The 14,218-nt window shown below is 58.2% G+C and carries 16 protein-coding genes; 10 read left to right on the top strand and 6 right to left on the bottom strand.

Annotated elements, in window-relative coordinates:
- The first annotated feature begins 36 nt into the window (after positions 1–36).
- From AC0V6Z_RS05415 to AC0V6Z_RS05405, 3 genes are all read left to right on the top strand, one after another.
- On the top strand, positions 37–1,512 hold the full coding sequence (locus AC0V6Z_RS05415; RefSeq protein ID WP_472640346.1) for an alpha/beta fold hydrolase: 1,476 nt from the start codon (positions 37–39) through the stop codon (positions 1,510–1,512).
- A 121-nt stretch (positions 1,513–1,633) separates the two neighbouring features.
- Positions 1,634–2,035 carry a BlaI/MecI/CopY family transcriptional regulator gene (locus AC0V6Z_RS05410; RefSeq protein ID WP_472640345.1) on the top strand — a complete coding sequence of 134 codons (402 nt, stop codon included), beginning with the start codon at positions 1,634–1,636 and terminating at the stop codon, positions 2,033–2,035.
- Positions 2,032–3,471, top strand: a complete 1,440-nt coding sequence (locus AC0V6Z_RS05405) for a peptidoglycan DD-metalloendopeptidase family protein (protein ID WP_472640344.1) — start codon at positions 2,032–2,034, stop codon at positions 3,469–3,471. Before AC0V6Z_RS05410 ends, AC0V6Z_RS05405 begins: the two co-directional genes overlap by 4 nt.
- 316 nt (positions 3,472–3,787) lie before the next feature.
- Here the strand turns inward: AC0V6Z_RS05405 and glpX are convergent, their stop codons facing one another.
- Positions 3,788–4,807 carry a class II fructose-bisphosphatase gene (gene glpX, locus AC0V6Z_RS05400; protein WP_472640343.1) on the bottom strand — a complete coding sequence of 340 codons (1,020 nt, stop codon included), beginning with the start codon at positions 4,805–4,807 and terminating at the stop codon, positions 3,788–3,790.
- Positions 4,808–4,896: 89 nt separating this feature from the next.
- Here glpX and AC0V6Z_RS05395 point away from each other — a divergent pair, with 89 nt between their 5' ends.
- Complete coding sequence (locus AC0V6Z_RS05395; RefSeq protein ID WP_472640342.1) at positions 4,897–5,562, top strand: hypothetical protein; 666 nt, start codon at positions 4,897–4,899, stop codon at positions 5,560–5,562.
- Between the two features lie 254 nt (positions 5,563–5,816).
- Here the strand turns inward: AC0V6Z_RS05395 and AC0V6Z_RS05390 are convergent, their stop codons facing one another.
- Together AC0V6Z_RS05390 and AC0V6Z_RS05385 are read right to left on the bottom strand one after the other, a co-directional pair.
- Positions 5,817–7,136 (bottom strand): homoserine dehydrogenase, encoded by a 1,320-nt coding sequence (locus AC0V6Z_RS05390; protein WP_472640341.1) that lies wholly within the window; start codon positions 7,134–7,136, stop codon positions 5,817–5,819.
- A gap of 130 nt (positions 7,137–7,266) precedes the next feature.
- On the bottom strand, positions 7,267–8,079 hold the full coding sequence (locus tag AC0V6Z_RS05385; protein ID WP_472640340.1) for a hypothetical protein: 813 nt from the start codon (positions 8,077–8,079) through the stop codon (positions 7,267–7,269).
- Positions 8,080–8,465: 386 nt separating this feature from the next.
- Here AC0V6Z_RS05385 and AC0V6Z_RS05380 point away from each other — a divergent pair, with 386 nt between their 5' ends.
- The 6 genes from AC0V6Z_RS05380 (at position 8,466) to AC0V6Z_RS05355 (ending at position 12,487) form a co-directional block, all read left to right on the top strand.
- On the top strand, positions 8,466–9,134 hold the full coding sequence (locus AC0V6Z_RS05380) for an energy transducer TonB (protein ID WP_472640339.1): 669 nt from the start codon (positions 8,466–8,468) through the stop codon (positions 9,132–9,134).
- A 67-nt stretch (positions 9,135–9,201) separates the two neighbouring features.
- Positions 9,202–9,972: a MotA/TolQ/ExbB proton channel family protein gene (locus AC0V6Z_RS05375; RefSeq protein WP_472640338.1), complete on the top strand. Its 771-nt coding sequence runs from the start codon at positions 9,202–9,204 to the stop codon at positions 9,970–9,972.
- Positions 9,973–10,108: 136 nt separating this feature from the next.
- Positions 10,109–10,636: an ExbD/TolR family protein gene (locus AC0V6Z_RS05370; RefSeq protein WP_472640337.1), complete on the top strand. Its 528-nt coding sequence runs from the start codon at positions 10,109–10,111 to the stop codon at positions 10,634–10,636.
- A gap of 29 nt (positions 10,637–10,665) precedes the next feature.
- Positions 10,666–11,124: an ExbD/TolR family protein gene (locus AC0V6Z_RS05365; RefSeq protein WP_472640336.1), complete on the top strand. Its 459-nt coding sequence runs from the start codon at positions 10,666–10,668 to the stop codon at positions 11,122–11,124.
- Between the two features lie 368 nt (positions 11,125–11,492).
- On the top strand, positions 11,493–11,933 hold the full coding sequence (locus AC0V6Z_RS05360) for an ExbD/TolR family protein (protein WP_472640335.1): 441 nt from the start codon (positions 11,493–11,495) through the stop codon (positions 11,931–11,933).
- Entirely contained in the window at positions 11,930–12,487 is a 558-nt protein-coding gene (locus tag AC0V6Z_RS05355; RefSeq protein WP_472640334.1) for an ExbD/TolR family protein, read from the top strand. The genes AC0V6Z_RS05360 and AC0V6Z_RS05355 overlap by 4 nt, the downstream gene beginning before the upstream one ends.
- On the opposite strand, the gene AC0V6Z_RS05350 is transcribed toward AC0V6Z_RS05355, so the two are convergent.
- From AC0V6Z_RS05350 to AC0V6Z_RS05340, 3 genes are all read right to left on the bottom strand, one after another.
- Positions 12,484–13,038 carry a GNAT family N-acetyltransferase gene (locus AC0V6Z_RS05350; RefSeq protein ID WP_472640333.1) on the bottom strand — a complete coding sequence of 185 codons (555 nt, stop codon included), beginning with the start codon at positions 13,036–13,038 and terminating at the stop codon, positions 12,484–12,486. The genes AC0V6Z_RS05355 and AC0V6Z_RS05350 overlap by 4 nt on opposite strands.
- Before the next feature lie 276 nt (positions 13,039–13,314).
- Positions 13,315–13,743: a hypothetical protein gene (locus AC0V6Z_RS05345; protein WP_472640332.1), complete on the bottom strand. Its 429-nt coding sequence runs from the start codon at positions 13,741–13,743 to the stop codon at positions 13,315–13,317.
- Entirely contained in the window at positions 13,736–14,152 is a 417-nt protein-coding gene (locus AC0V6Z_RS05340; RefSeq protein WP_472640331.1) for a DUF4345 domain-containing protein, read from the bottom strand. Before AC0V6Z_RS05340 ends, AC0V6Z_RS05345 begins: the two co-directional genes overlap by 8 nt.
- Positions 14,153–14,218 lie beyond the last annotated feature (66 nt).

The following is a 14,218-nucleotide window of genomic DNA, read 5'->3' as shown; positions in this document are numbered from 1 at the left end:
TGCTCAATCCACGATCAACAATCGGAAAGAGCCGCAATGAAAAAACCGCACCTAATCAGCGCCCTTGCCCTCGTGCTGGCTGCCCCCGCCCTCACTTTCGCACCTAGCGCCGCGCTCGCCGCGCCCAATGAAGAAGCAATCACTTTTGAGGCGCGCAACGGCGAGAGCGTGGAGGCCTTTCAAGGCACGCTGACCGTGCCGATGAACCGCAGCGATCTGGCCAGCGGCACAACAGAGCTCGCCTATGTCCGCTTTCCAGCAACAACAGACACGCCCGGCAGCCCGATCGTCTATCTGTCCGGTGGCCCCGGCGGCTCTGGAATTGGCACCGCGACAGGGCCGCGTTTCCCGCTGTTTATGGCGATGCGCCAGCACGGCGATGTGATTGCATTTGACCAGCGCGGCACCGGCCAATCTCAGCAGCCAGAGCGCTGCACCTCAAGCGTCACGATCGGCGAAATGGAGCGGATCAGCGATGCGGAGCATGCCATGCGTTACCGGCTGGCGGTGCGCGAATGCGCGGCGCGCTGGGGCGAAGCCAGCGTTGACCTACGCGGTTTCAGCACCGCCGAGAGCGCGCAGGATCTTTCCGACCTCCGCAAACATCTTGGCGCGGATCAAATTTCGCTGTGGTCGATTTCCTATGGAAGCCATCTGGCGCTGGCGGCACTTGCCGCAATTCCAGACGAACTGGACCGCGTGATCATGGCGGCAACCGAAGGGCTTGATCAAACGGTGAAGCTGCCCGCACGCACGCTTGGCTATTTTGAGCGCTTGCAAGCCGCCGTCGATCAGCAACCTGAAGCAGCGCAGCTCTATCCCGATATATTGGGCCTGATCAGCCGCGTTCACGCCAAGCTCGACGCCGAACCGATGACGGTCACCGTGCCGAAGCGTGATGGCACGACCTATGATCTGCTCCTGCAAAGGCGGCATTTGCAGCAATTTATGAGCGGCCTGATTTCTGATCCGCAATTCGCGGCTGTGATGCTGATGATGTATCGGCAGATCGACGCGGGCGATCCGACTCTGATCACCTTTGTGCTGCAACGTTTCTGGACACCGGATGAGCCGATTACATTGTCGGCCATGTCGATGGCGATGGACCGCGCATCAGGCATCACGCCCGCCCGGCTAAAGGCATTTGAGCAGCAGGCCGCGGCCTCTCCCGTCGGAGCCTATCTCAACTTTCCCATGCCGCAGATCCTGGGCGAGCTGCCAGAGATCGACGCGGGTCCCAATTTCCGAGATGGCCCGTTTGGCGATACGCCGGTGCTTATGCTGACCGGAACTTTGGACGGCAGAACCTATCCCGAAGGGCACGCCGAGGCGACCGCAGGCCTAAGCGATGTCGAACAGATCATGGTCGAGAACGCGGGCCACAATCTGTTCATGACCTCACCGCAAGTTGGCGAGGCAATGCACGCCTTCATGCGCGGCGAAGCGGCCAAGTCGGCGCGGATTGTCGTGGAGGCTCCAGACTTTGCAAAGCTGCCCGACCTGGGGGGCTGATCGCTGCAAGGGGCGGGTTGTCTGGGCAATCCGCCAATAAATCAGCCGAGTTGAGGCGGACGGGAGAGAGGCCGAGTTTATCATGATTGACGGGCGGTGACATTTGTCACCATATGGCGACATGAAACCTTCCCCCAGTGAACTCTTGATCCTGAAGCATGTGTGGTCGCTCGGCACACAAAGCGTTGGCGAAATCCACCGCGCGGTGGCGGGCGAGCTCGATTGGTCTCGGTCTTCAACGCGCAAAACCGTGGAGCGCATGGTCGACAAAGGCCTGCTTTCCATGAGCGAGCAGCACGGCATTAATGTCTACAAGGCCAAGGCTAAGAAGGTGCCGACCTTGGCATCGATGATCCGCTCATTTGCAGCGGATGTTTTGGGCCTCGATGGTCCCTTGCCGGTTTCCAGCCTGGTGAACAGCACAATTCTCGACGACAGTGAATTGGCCGAGCTCGAACAATTGCTTGGCGAGACGCAGGCGGATCGCACCAAGAACGCTGGCGATGATGGAGCCGGAGCATGACCGGTGCTGGTGTCTATCTGGCATCATTTCTGGTGACGGGCGGCCTGATGGCTGGGCTCGCGCTGATCTTGGGGCTTTGCGATTCGCGATTGCGGCACTGGCCCTCCCTGTGGGCGACCTGTCTGGCCACGAGCCTTGCCGTCCCAGTGCTGGGTTGGCTTCTGCCTGATCTGTCCAATAATTTCGCCCCGCTCGCCGCCGCGCCGGAGCTGCTTCAGGTGTACTCTGGCACAGCCCCATTGCTCGCCGAGACCTCGGCCGTCACTCTACCAAGCATTGGCGGCGAGACTGCGCTTCCATTCGCTGCGATCGGGCTGGCGCTTTATGTTGGCGGAGCGGGATTGCTGTTGCTGCGGCTGGCAGTCGGACGCTGCAGAGCGGTATCCATAGTGCGGCGGGCCGTTCGGCGGACCAGCCCTTCCGGCGCGCTATATTGGATATCAGACGAGGCGGCCGCGCCATTCGCGCTGGCATCAATCGGCAGAGCTGGGCCAGGCCGGATTGTGATCCCCGCAGGCTTCCTTGCGGCACTATCTGATGAAGCCCTCGAAATGGTGATCCGCCACGAGCGAGAGCACCTCAATCGCCATGACGATCAGCTGGGCCTCGCGCTCCGCGTGATTGTTGCACTGACTTGGATCAGTCCGTTTTCGCATTTCCTGTTCGCGCGGTGGAGTCTCTGCACAGAGATTCAATGCGATCAGGCGGCGGTGGCGGGACGATCTCCACACATGCGGAGCGCCTATGCAGCCATGCTGCTCAAGGCGCTTCACATAATGGCGGGCCGGGTACGGCAATACCCGGCCCCCACCTTCTCAACCCAGCGTCTAAGGAACGAAAAGATGAGAATTACCCAAATAATGGCCGGAACCCCGGCAAGTTTCAAGCACGGGCTCCCACGGGCGCTCCTATCCGCGGCGGCCATCGGCATTGTCGGCATAGGAGGGGCCTCTGTCGCGGCAACCGCTGAGGCCGATGAAGGCACCAGCGCCGCAAGCCCTGTCGCGGTCAGCCAGGCGGCGTCCGTGGCCAGTTCGACGAGCATAGTTACCGGGAAAATCACTTCAAAGTTTGGTCCGGCACCGGATCCCTTCAACAAGGGTCAGACCCGCCAGCACAAGGGCATTGATATCGGGGCGCCGATTGGCACTCCGATCCATGCACCTGCCAGCGGGACAATCGTCGTGGCGACAGATCTATATGACGACAAACCGGCATATGGCATCGTTGTGCTGCACCGCTCGCAGGATGGCCTGCTGACCCTGTTTGCACATTTGGACGGGTTCACGGTCACGCCCGGCCAGACCGTGGTAAAAGGCGAGAAGATTGCGACGGTTGGCAACACCGGAAAGAGCACAGGACCGCACGTTCATATCGAGACCATCCGCGATGGACAGCACATCAACCCGCTGGTGGCATGGCCTCAGCTGATGTGATCGCCAACGCTGCACGAATCAGAAAGGGCGTCCATATCGGGCGCCCTTTTTTGTTTTGAATAAGGGCAACCTCACTTGGGGACGCTGTCTGCTCGAAGTTTCACAAGCAGCATCACGATCAGACAAAGCAAGGGCGACCACAGCAGGAGATTGAACAATAAGAGCTCGATCCTCGGATCATCGAAAAGCTTGATCAGCGAGACAACATAGATCTCGATCGGGTTCGCATTCGACCAGAGCGCCATCAGGAGGCAAATTGAAACACTCAAGACTAAAGAGAGTTTGAGTGCCCTCATCTTGATCTCTCAGCCCCCCATCAAACCTTATGCTCGCCCCGGATCCAGCGCACAGTGCCTGATGAGGCGCGCATCACGACGCTGTCAGTGGTCATAATCGTCTCACCGGTTGGCTTGCGGCGGCGCTTTACTCCGTCGAGCAGCGAGCCTTGCGTGACGCCGGTTGCGGCAAAGATACAATCGCCGCTCGCTAATTCTTCCAGCTTATAAATGCGGTCAAACTCGGTAATGCCCCATTTGCGGGCGCGGGCCCTTTCATCCTCATTGCGGAACACCAGACGGCCGTTGAATTGGCCGCCGACACAGCGCAATGCGGCAGCAGCAAGCACGCCCTCTGGCGCGCCGCCTTGGCCCATATACATGTCGATATTGGTTTCCTCATCCGTCACCGCGATCACGCCAGCAACGTCGCCATCGCCGATCAGCACGACACCGCATCCGAGCGCGCGCAGCTCTGCAATCATATCCGCATGGCGCGGCCGGTCGAGCACACAGATAATGATGTCGCCCGGAGCCACCCCTTTGGCCGCCGCGACCGCTTTCACATTCTCGGTCGGTGATTTGGCCAGATCAATCACGCCTTCGGGATAGCCCGGACCAACCGCGATCTTGTCCATATAGGTGTCAGGCGCATTGAGCAGGCAGCCTTCTTCTGCAGCTGCCAAAACAGCCAGCGCATTGGGACCAGCCTTGGCGGTGATGGTGGTGCCTTCCAGCGGATCGAGCGCGATGTCGATCTTCGGCCCCTTACCCGGCGCGCCGCCCACCTTCTCGCCAATATAGAGCATCGGGGCTTCGTCACGCTCGCCCTCACCGATCACGACGGTGCCGTCCATGTAAAGCGTGTCGAACGCGCGCCGCATGGCCTCCACCGCGGCGGCATCGGCGGCTTTCTCATCGCCACGGCCAACCAATTGCGCAGCGGCCACAGCCGCCGCCTCTGTCACGCGCACCATTTCCAGCACCAACACCCGGTCGAGTGCGTTTTCCTGACCCTCATCTTTGCTGACGAGCATATCTGTTTCAACGGGGGTGTTCATGACGAATTCATTCCTTACAGGGTGTGTGACCGCCAAGCAGGTGGAGCGCTTTGGCCTTGGGTCAAGCGCTTAGACAATAGGAGCAAGCCTTGTCGAGCAGCAGGTCGAGCGAACCGGCAAAGGTTGTGCGCAATTGCCCGCCTCTCTTGGCAATTTCTCCTGCTGCTGCTGCTGTGTTTTTCTTCAGTTCTCCCGTGCATGCCCAAGATGACAGCTCCGTGTCCGATCCGGAGGTTTCTCAAACCGAACAGGCAGATGAGGAGCCGCAAGGCGAGGATGAGCCGTTTCGGATCGACCTCACCGTTACCGTGCCGCGCGGCGAAGTGAATCAGAGCAATGTGCGCGCCTGCGAGGAAGAGGCCGATGCTGCCAGCATTTCTGGCGATATCATCGTCTGCCGCCAGATCGGCGAGGACAATTCCAACTATTACAGCGGCAGCCGCGAGGATGCGCAGCGACGCTATGCGCAAGAGACGCAGAACGCAGGCACCCTGCCGCCGCCTGATGTTGCGGGGGCGGGAATATTTCGCGGACCAGCGACGGTCGGCGGACTATGCCTGATCCCGCCATGCCCGCCAGAGGCCGCGCTACTCATCGATGTTGAGGCCCTGCCTGAGGCTCCCGAAGGATCGGATGCAGACCGGATTGCGCGCGGCCTACCACCGCTGGGCGACCGCGAACTGACCGAGGAAGAAGAGAAGGCCCGGCGTGCGGCGCTGGGCGTTCCCAGCTCCAGCCTGGATGAGCCTGAATAGGGGTTTTTGTTTTGACCCTCAAACGCCGGGCGGCGGACATCCGTCCGCCTTGGCTTTCCTCGCATAAGCTCGGGCGCGCATTCGCACTTGCGACGCCTCCGGCGTCGAACCAATCCCAGCCAGCGGATTAGCCGCAGAGCTCGGGTGGCGTTAGCCAACCGCAAGGCCGCATGGCCGCCCGCAGCGATGCGATCCTGATCGCGTGAGCGAGGACATCGCGCACCGGATGGTGCGCGGAACCCAAAACCTCAAAATCAACTCTTCAGGATCGGCATCACCAATGGCGGGGCCGTAAGGCTGTCTGACCCTTCGAGCAGATCGAGCGCTTTGTGAACGCAGCGCTCCTGCCCCTCATGCGTGACCATCGCGACCAGCACATCGTCGCCCTGTGAAGGACGTCCCTTTTGAATGAGGCTCTCAATTGAAACAGCGCCGTCGCGCATCGCCGCCGTGATCTCTGCCAGCACGCCGGGGCGGTCGGCCACGCTGAAGCGCAAATAGGTCCGCTCCATCCGGTGGCCCGGCTCCGCAGGCGCCAGCTTTTTGAGCTGACCGGCAGGAACAGAGAACGGCGCGCCAGTGTCCCCGCGCGCAATATCGATAAGGTCGGCCACCACCGCACTCGCGGTTGGGCCGTCGCCCGCACCTGCGCCCTGGAACAGCAGCCGGCCCGAAAAATTACCCTCCGCGACCACGGCATTGGTCGGCCCATCGACCGGTGCGAGCGGGTGATCCTTCGGCACCAGACAGGGTCGTACCCGCTGGAGCAAATGCGGCGCATCCACCTCGCCGCCATCCACATCGGCCTGCGCGATCAAACGGATGACATAACCAAGCGCATCGGCCTGAGCGATGTCGGCGCTGCGCACCTGAGTGATGCCGGTGGTCCGCACAGCGCCAAAATCAACCTCTGCGCCAAAGCCAATGCCCGCCAGGATCGCAAGCTTGTGCGCCGCGTCGACACCTTCAATGTCAAAGGTCGGGTCGGCCTCAGCATAACCAAGCTTTTGCGCCTCGGCCAAGGTCTCGCCAAAATCGGCGCCGGTCTGCTCCATCTCCGACAGGATGTAATTGCAGGTGCCGTTAAGAATGCCGTAAATCCGGGTGATGGCATTGGCCGCCGCGCCTTCGCGCAGGCCCTTCACCACTGGGATGCCGCCCGCGACCGCTGCTTCAAACTTGAGCGCAGCCGCATTGCCATCGGCCAAATTGGCGAGTGCCATGCCGTGATGCGCGATCATAGCCTTGTTCGCAGTGACAAAATGCTTGCCGCCTTCGAGAGCGGATTTGGCGAGCGCCAAGGCTGGACCATCCGAACCGCCGATCAATTCGACCACCACGTCGACGTCAGAGGCACTGCTCATCGCCATCATGTCATCGGTCCAGCTGTAGGGCGACATATCAATGCCGCGGTCCTTGTGCCGGTCCCTCGCGCTCACGCTGGCCACTTCAATACCGCGTCCCGCTCGCGCTGCGATCAGATCGCGATTGGTTTCAAGCAAGCGAATCACGCCCGCGCCCACTGTGCCCAAACCGGCAATTGCAATGCGTAATGGCTGCTGTGTCTGCGCCATGCTCAACGCTTCCCTTCAAAATTCGCGCGCTCACCGAACCCTTCGTGTGAGCATTTGCGTCGCGCATTGCCGTAGCGGCCGCGAAACGCAAGCTGAAAGCAGTTTGTCTTGGGCAGTGTCAGCCTAGACTTTAGCTGGTCGTGATTTCCCGGTTGCACGGCCCGAGCTGTGATAGGACGAAACCATAATCCGCCGCTGCCAGCCGCCGGGCGGTGGGATCGCGCGACAGATTGGCCGAGCTTGGCAGTTCACGCGGCAAAGCGCAGGCGAGCCGGTACCAGCGAAGTGTGTTTGGCTGAGGCGCGCGCGCCGACGAATCGATAATCTCACCCCAGGACACACCCCAGACCGGAGTCTGGCCCGGACGGCGCAGAACGGTGAGTGAGACCGGCGAGCGATCAGTGGTCTCCAGGAATATCTGCGTTTCCGATTCGCCCACAAGATTGCCAGCCACCGCCAAAGCATCGCGCACGCCGGTGACGGTTGCGGGTGCATCGGCCGCCACCAATTGCGTGAGGATGGGGCGCAGGCGCGCCTCCAATGCAGGAGTGTAATCGAGCTGCGCACCCTCACCCACCAATTGCACCGTGCCGGGCCGCCCGGGCACTCCGCGAGCAAACAGCAGCATCTCGCGCTTTTTTAGTTTTGGCGGCTTACCTTTCGCGGTGAGCGGTACATCCACCAGATAATTAAGCGATTCGCCGATCGAAGTGCGGCCAGACAGCAAAGCCATTGTATCCGCCTCGATATAAAGGCGCGCGAATCCAGACTCGAGATCAGGCGCGCGCTCCTTATCAACAGTGATTTGACGGCGAATCTTTGCGCGAATGACCAGGTCAGACCGGTCTGCAAGCGTGGTTAGGTCAGCAAAAGTTGCAATTTCGCTTTGCGGTGCGACAGCTTCTTGCGCCAACGCCGGAAGGGGGTTTATTAAAAGACCCAAGGAAAGCGCCAGAGCACTGATTTTGTTTGTTAAAAATTGGTTAAACATTTGCTCAATCCGTATACCTAAAACGCGTTAAATCGCGAGCCACTTGCGCTCAACTGTTCCACCCTTGAGACACTGAATCGGCCCTGAATGGATAAAGGGTTTGATTGCCCAACGCATGACCGTTAAAGCCTGCGATTACCCGAAGCGAGGATGGGGACATAGTCGCTTTTGGTCATGACTGTAATGTGCGGGAGAATTCACATTGACAGCCAGTCAGGTGAAAAAACCTGTTCCCAATTTGGGATGACATGAGATAACGAGTTTCATTCGCAGTGCAGACTGCGCATGAGGAGCGGACCGGTTTTTGCCGGTTGAAATGACGGAGAGAAAGCAACTGGATGGCCTACGCTGACCAACAGATGAGCAATAACAGGATTATTGCTCTGATCATCGTGGCGATAATTCATGTGGCTGTCGGCTACATGCTGGTAACGGGCTTGGCCATTTCGGCGGTCAAGAACGTAGTCGAGCGTGTGACCACAATCGACATTGAGGAACCACCACCCCCAGAACCAGAAGACGAGCCGCCACCCCCTGAGCCTCAGGATGTTGCGCCTCCTCCACCGGTAGCACCGCCACCACCAATCAGTGTGGCAACATCGCCGCCGGACGTTCAAACGCAGCAGACTATTCCGCCGCCAGCACCGCCTGCGCGTGTAATTCCGCCGCCAGCACCGGTTGCGCCTCCAGCGCCGCCACCGCCGCCCTCACAGGCGCGCGGAGCTACAACCCGGAACGAAGGACGCTGGGCACGGCGGATCCAGGAGAACTACCCTTCACGTGCTTTGCGTGAGGAAGTTGAGGGAACTGTTGGTGTGAGCGTTACTGTTACGGATAAGGGCCGGGCGACCGGATGCTCTGTAACGGCTTCCAGCGGATCGAGCGTGCTTGATCAGGCTGCCTGCCGCGGAATGGAGCGCTATGCGCGCTTCAATCCGGCACTTGATGCTGCTGGCAATCCGACTTCGGGCCGCTATTCGACACGGATTACCTACCGTTTGAACTAAGATTTATAATTCGGCCATGATCGACGCATCGACATGGTTCGGGGACTTTTAAAGAGGACTTTTCGCAATGATTATTCAACTTCTTGCTGGCGCCGCTGAAGCAGCTCCGGAAAACCAGTTTGGCTTTGTCAAAGCCATGGAAGAAGGCGGCCCTGTCGCTTGGTTCATTCTGACTGTCATGATCATCATGAGCGTTGGCTCATTTTACATCCTCATCACCAAGCTGCTGGAGCAGAACAAGGTGATGAAGCAAGCCAAAGGCCTGCAAAACTTCTGGCGCACCAACTCGCTGAAAGAAGGCGCGACTAAGCTTGAGAAGAACAGTGCATGGCGCCAGGTTGCAGATGATGCGATCACCGCTGAAGAAAAGCACGCCAAAATGACCGACAGCCTTGAAGCGCATGATTACATGCACGGTTCGCTTCAGCGCTCGGAAGATTCGATCAACTCGAAGCTTGCTGGCGGCCTGCCATTCCTCGCATCCGTTGGTGCAACCGCACCATTCATCGGTCTGCTTGGTACGGTGATCGGTATTTACCGCGCACTGATCAACATCGGCATCGCCGGTTCGGCATCGATCGATAAGGTTGCTGGTCCGGTTGGTGAAGCCCTGATCATGACCGCGATTGGTCTGCTTGTGGCTGTGCCTGCCGTGCTTGCGTTTAACTGGCTGCAGAGCCGTAACCGCCGCATTGCTGAGCTGCTCAACAGCTTCTCAACCGACATTCTGGCCTACATCAGCTCAGATGGTGCGGTTAAGCCAAGTGTCGCACCGGCTGCTAAGAAGCCTGCTGCTGCGGCTAAGCCTGCTGCGAAGCCTGCCGCTGCCCGGTCCTAATCGTATTGCGTGACGGGCGGCCTTGCTACTGGCCCATACGCCAGCAATGGGCCGCCCCGCGCTAACCGCTCTGCTTAAGGGCACAATACGATTACCAGCCCGGATTTTCGGGCGAAGTTTAGGATAGGAATACACAATGGCGATTTCGATGGGAGGGGGTGAGACCCCCATGTCAGAGATCAACACCACGCCCCTCGTGGACGTGATGCTGGTTCTTCTGATCATCTTCCTTATCGCGGTTCCAGTGGCGATTCAGACGATCGAAAAACTCGAAATTCCAGTTTTCGAGTCGCTCGAATCCGATGACAAGGTGGAAAACCTGCTGCTGACGGTCAGCACGACCGATGGCGCTGGCAACAGTGCAGGTGAGCCTGGATTTGAAGGCGCTGCCCGTCAGGGTGAGTGCCGGGTCTATTTCAACAACATCACTCCAGTGACCTCAGAAGAGCTGTACGACCGGGCGTTTGAACGCCTCGATGCCATCGTCCAGCGCGCTGGCGGCGTGGAAGCGATCATGGAAGACCCGGATCAGATCCCGCAGGTTCACATTCGCGGTGACGTGAATGCACCTTGGCGCTGTATCGCAGGGGCGATCTATAACGTGCAGGCTGCTGGTTACCCAACGGTCGGCTTCATCTCGAACCCGGTCGATCCAAACGGCTAAGCTGACCAGAAAGAACTAGGAGAAAACCTATGGCATTGTCTGGAGGCGCAGACGACGGCGAACCGATGATCGCAATGAACATGACGCCGCTTATCGACGTTTTGCTCGTGCTGCTGATTATGTTCATCATCACCATTCCGGTGGCGACCCACTCGGTTGATATCGATCTGCCGCAACCTTCTGAGAACGATACCCCGCCGCCGGTCGACCCGGTGAAGAACAAGCTGGTCCTTACCCAGGGCGGCGAAATTCTTTGGAATGCGATTCCGATCTCGCAAGGCGAATTGGTATCCAATCTGCAGCAATCGCTGACTTTTGCGGTAGAGCCTGAATTGCAGTTCGAACCAGAACCGCTTGCAGGCTATGACCTGACGGCTCGCGTGCTGCAGATCATCAAAGGTTCAGGGATCACCAAATTCGGTTTTGTCGGCAACGAGAAATACCGCACATTTGGCACCGGCGGACCGCCGGTTGGTGGATCTCAGTAACGGTCAAACGATCATACAGAAACTCGAAGAGGGCGGGCTGCATATGCGGACCCGCCCTTTTCTCTTGGACCGCGCTTCTTTGGCTGGTGCGGCGAATATATCGCACGCGCCGCCCTTCAGCGACCTGAGTTTGCGGCTAGAAATACCAAAATGCGCGGCACACGCTGAGCCAGTTGCGACAATCCCAAAATGTGCTGGCGTACAGGTATGGAGACTCAAATCCGCGCTCCACTCCCCAAAATAAGGTATGCATTTGGCAACTTAATTGTTATGATATATAGTTTTAAAGATAACGCCAACATTTACCGGAAAGCACCCTCTGCAACGCACGCATCACAACCAAGCATCATCACGAAGGAGACTGGACCATGCCTATGACACTGCGACGCCCGAATGGATTTGCGAGCCGCAAGGAAACCATGGGCGAGATGAACGTCACTCCCTTCATCGATGTGCTCTTGGTCTTGCTCATCATGCTGATGCTGGCGATCCCCATTCAGACCAACACCACCGAGGTCGATCTGCCAGCGGGGCCATGTGTGGAATGCACCGCCGATCCCAGGATCAACATCGTCCATATCGACGCATCGGACCAATTGTTCTGGAATGGTCAGGCGGTCGACCGCAAGAGGCTGCGAGCATCGCTGGAGCTGGCGAACACTATGCCCGAGGAACCGCAGCTGCGCTTCGATCCGGATGCCTATGCGAGCTATGATCAATCCTCACGCACGATTGCGCTTATCAAGGATAGCGGTGCGACCAAATTCGCCTTTGTCGGCAATGAAAGGCACAAGGACTTTGTGCGGTGAGCGGCATTGGGGGGCAGCAATTGCAAACATTACAGCAAAGACGGCGCTCCCGCCGAACGAAGCGCTATGACCATGGGACGCCGATCAGCCGAATTGATACACGACCAATGGCAGTTGTTGCGATGTTGCTTGCGCTACTTGGCATCTTACTGGCGAGTCAAACACGGACCCATACACTACTTGTGCACCTACCGGCGCCGCTCATTACGTCCGCTCAAGAAGTCCTCTTACCGGTTCGGCAACATCTCGAAATCGACTCTGGCGGATTGCTATTCCTAGATGGCGTGCAAGTCAGCGATGAAACTCTGCGTAAGAGATTGATCGACAATGAAGGCACAGAAGCGCGAGTTCTCTTGGTGTTTGAGCCGTCTGCTGAGACGCCATATGTCCGCGTACTGGAGGTCCTTGGGATCGTGCAAGGGTCTGGTCGTTTGAGCGATTGCTTCAGATTCCATGGCAATTTTCGTTACCGCAGACTGGAAAACGCTCTTGTGATCGACAAACCTGAGACAGATCACCTCCCAACAACTTGTGAACTTCTACCTATTTCCTAATCCAGCAGCGCATCATATCGCCGAATTAGCGCGTTTTTCGATATACCTCGACCAGCTCGGCCGCAGGACGGATCAGTGGTTTGACGATCAAAGTGCATCCCGAGCTTTTTGGCAACGCGGTGCGACCCCTTGTTCTCGATCTGAAAGATGCAGACGACCGATGGCAAGTCAAGCTGCTCAAAACCGAATTGGAGCGCCGCCTGCGCCGCTTCAGTTGCGTATCCTTGTCCCCAGTGTTCGCGCGCCAGCCGCCAACCGATCTCGACCGACGGCATGATTTCAGGCAGAAATGTGGGTTGTGACAGGCCCGTGAAGCCAATGAAGGAATTGGTCTCCGAGAGCTCCACTGCAAATAGGCCAAAGCCCTTTTCATCCCATTCTCGTTCGAAGGCTTGGACTGATTTTTCCACCTCTTGATGGCTCCGCATGTTTCCTGCCCCGATATATTGCATCACTTCAGGGTCGCTGCACATGGCCGCGAAAGCGTTGACATCGTCATGGCGCCATCGCCTCAGCAAGAGGCGAGCTGTTCTAAGTGCGGTCTCAGTCATCGCCTCGACATAGTCTCACATGAAATGAGGCTGCAACCGCTAAGCCCTTAATCCCCCTCCAGCGTCTCATCCACGCGCATGGCCTCACTGGCCCACGAAGATCAATCCTCGCGCACGATTGCGCTCATCAAGGATAGCGGTGCGACCAAATTCGCCTTTGTCGGCAATGAAAGGCACAAGGACTTTGTGCGGTGAGCAGCATTGGGACTCCGTCGGAGAATGGGGGTGGGAGCGGACCTTCAACTCATAGGTCGATACTGGGAGTCGAGCGAACGGCTACAAGGCGAGCACGCTGCTGACGAAAGCACCTATGACGATCACAGTTCGGGCCTGATGCCATCTGGCCCAGCGCATCAATTCGATAGGTAGCCGCTCATCGGTGATCGAACGTGCAGCGAAGGCGGCATTCGCGGCCTTAAAGTAGGCGAAGAACATCGCAACCGCGATGAGCGAGAGCGCTCCTGCAGAGATTGGCCATGGATCACTGTTACTGATTAAGGCAGATGCTAGCGCAAGCAGTACGGCAACGGCGGTGATCGGTGCGAAGAACCGAAACAGATGCGGTCCCATAGCGTGATGCAGACTAAAAAATTCAGTTGCCGGTATTCGGCGCCAGAACGGTACTAGGATACAAGCTTCGGCCAATTGCGCGCCAGAAAAAATGCCAAGCGAAATGACTGTGAGAATGTGCAAAGTTTCAAGCATTCGATGTCCTCCCGTTGCGCACAATCCAAAGGCCAATCGCTGGGAAAACGAGTAGCTCAGCCAGCAAGGAGGGCAGGATCGCTGCGCTTGCGACAAGATCCCAATCACCTGAACCAAGCCGAGCAAAAGCGCCGATTACGATCATCGCGATGCAAGCGAGCAGCACTGATCGCATTCGCTCAAGTGCAACCGATCCTGCAAGGAACAGCAATCCCACTCCGGTCCAAACGCCAGCGATAAAGCGAACATGGTTGTCTTGAACCCTAAAAGCAGCAGCGTCCGTGACCGAGATGAAGTCGGTCGAACCCTGCCAACCCATCGTCACAATTCCGCCAAGACTGACGTTCAGGCCAAGCGCGACAATTCCGATCCCGCACAGCGCCAGGACAATTCGTAGTAGGTTCGTCATTTCGGCATCCTCGTCGTTGGCATCTGCACCCAAGTGAGAGCAGAAAACATATCGGGCGATATTTAA

It is taken from the genome of Erythrobacter sp. SN6-5 (genome assembly GCF_057364945.1).
The sequence above is the reverse complement of the archived record's forward strand: the minus strand, read 5'-3'. Positions and strand labels throughout refer to the sequence as shown.

Bases quoted from the DNA above. Each gene is read 5' to 3' on its own strand.
- AC0V6Z_RS05350 (WP_472640333.1), bottom strand. From the start codon at position 13,038: ATGACTGAGACCGCACTTAGAACAGCTCGCCTCTTGCTGAGGCGATGG.
- AC0V6Z_RS05370 (WP_472640337.1), top strand. From the start codon at position 10,109: ATGGCGATTTCGATGGGAGGGGGTGAGACCCCCATGTCAGAGATCAAC.
- AC0V6Z_RS05360 (WP_472640335.1), top strand. From the start codon at position 11,493: ATGCCTATGACACTGCGACGCCCGAATGGATTTGCGAGCCGCAAGGAA.
- AC0V6Z_RS05340 (WP_472640331.1), bottom strand. From the start codon at position 14,152: ATGACGAACCTACTACGAATTGTCCTGGCGCTGTGCGGGATCGGAATT.
- AC0V6Z_RS05410 (WP_472640345.1), top strand. From the start codon at position 1,634: ATGAAACCTTCCCCCAGTGAACTCTTGATCCTGAAGCATGTGTGGTCG.
- AC0V6Z_RS05390 (WP_472640341.1), bottom strand. From the start codon at position 7,136: ATGGCGCAGACACAGCAGCCATTACGCATTGCAATTGCCGGTTTGGGC.
- AC0V6Z_RS05415 (WP_472640346.1), top strand. From the start codon at position 37: ATGAAAAAACCGCACCTAATCAGCGCCCTTGCCCTCGTGCTGGCTGCC.
- AC0V6Z_RS05375 (WP_472640338.1), top strand. From the start codon at position 9,202: ATGATTATTCAACTTCTTGCTGGCGCCGCTGAAGCAGCTCCGGAAAAC.
- AC0V6Z_RS05405 (WP_472640344.1), top strand. From the start codon at position 2,032: ATGACCGGTGCTGGTGTCTATCTGGCATCATTTCTGGTGACGGGCGGC.
- AC0V6Z_RS05380 (WP_472640339.1), top strand. From the start codon at position 8,466: ATGGCCTACGCTGACCAACAGATGAGCAATAACAGGATTATTGCTCTG.
- AC0V6Z_RS05365 (WP_472640336.1), top strand. From the start codon at position 10,666: ATGGCATTGTCTGGAGGCGCAGACGACGGCGAACCGATGATCGCAATG.
- AC0V6Z_RS05345 (WP_472640332.1), bottom strand. From the start codon at position 13,743: ATGCTTGAAACTTTGCACATTCTCACAGTCATTTCGCTTGGCATTTTT.
- glpX (WP_472640343.1), bottom strand. From the start codon at position 4,807: ATGAACACCCCCGTTGAAACAGATATGCTCGTCAGCAAAGATGAGGGT.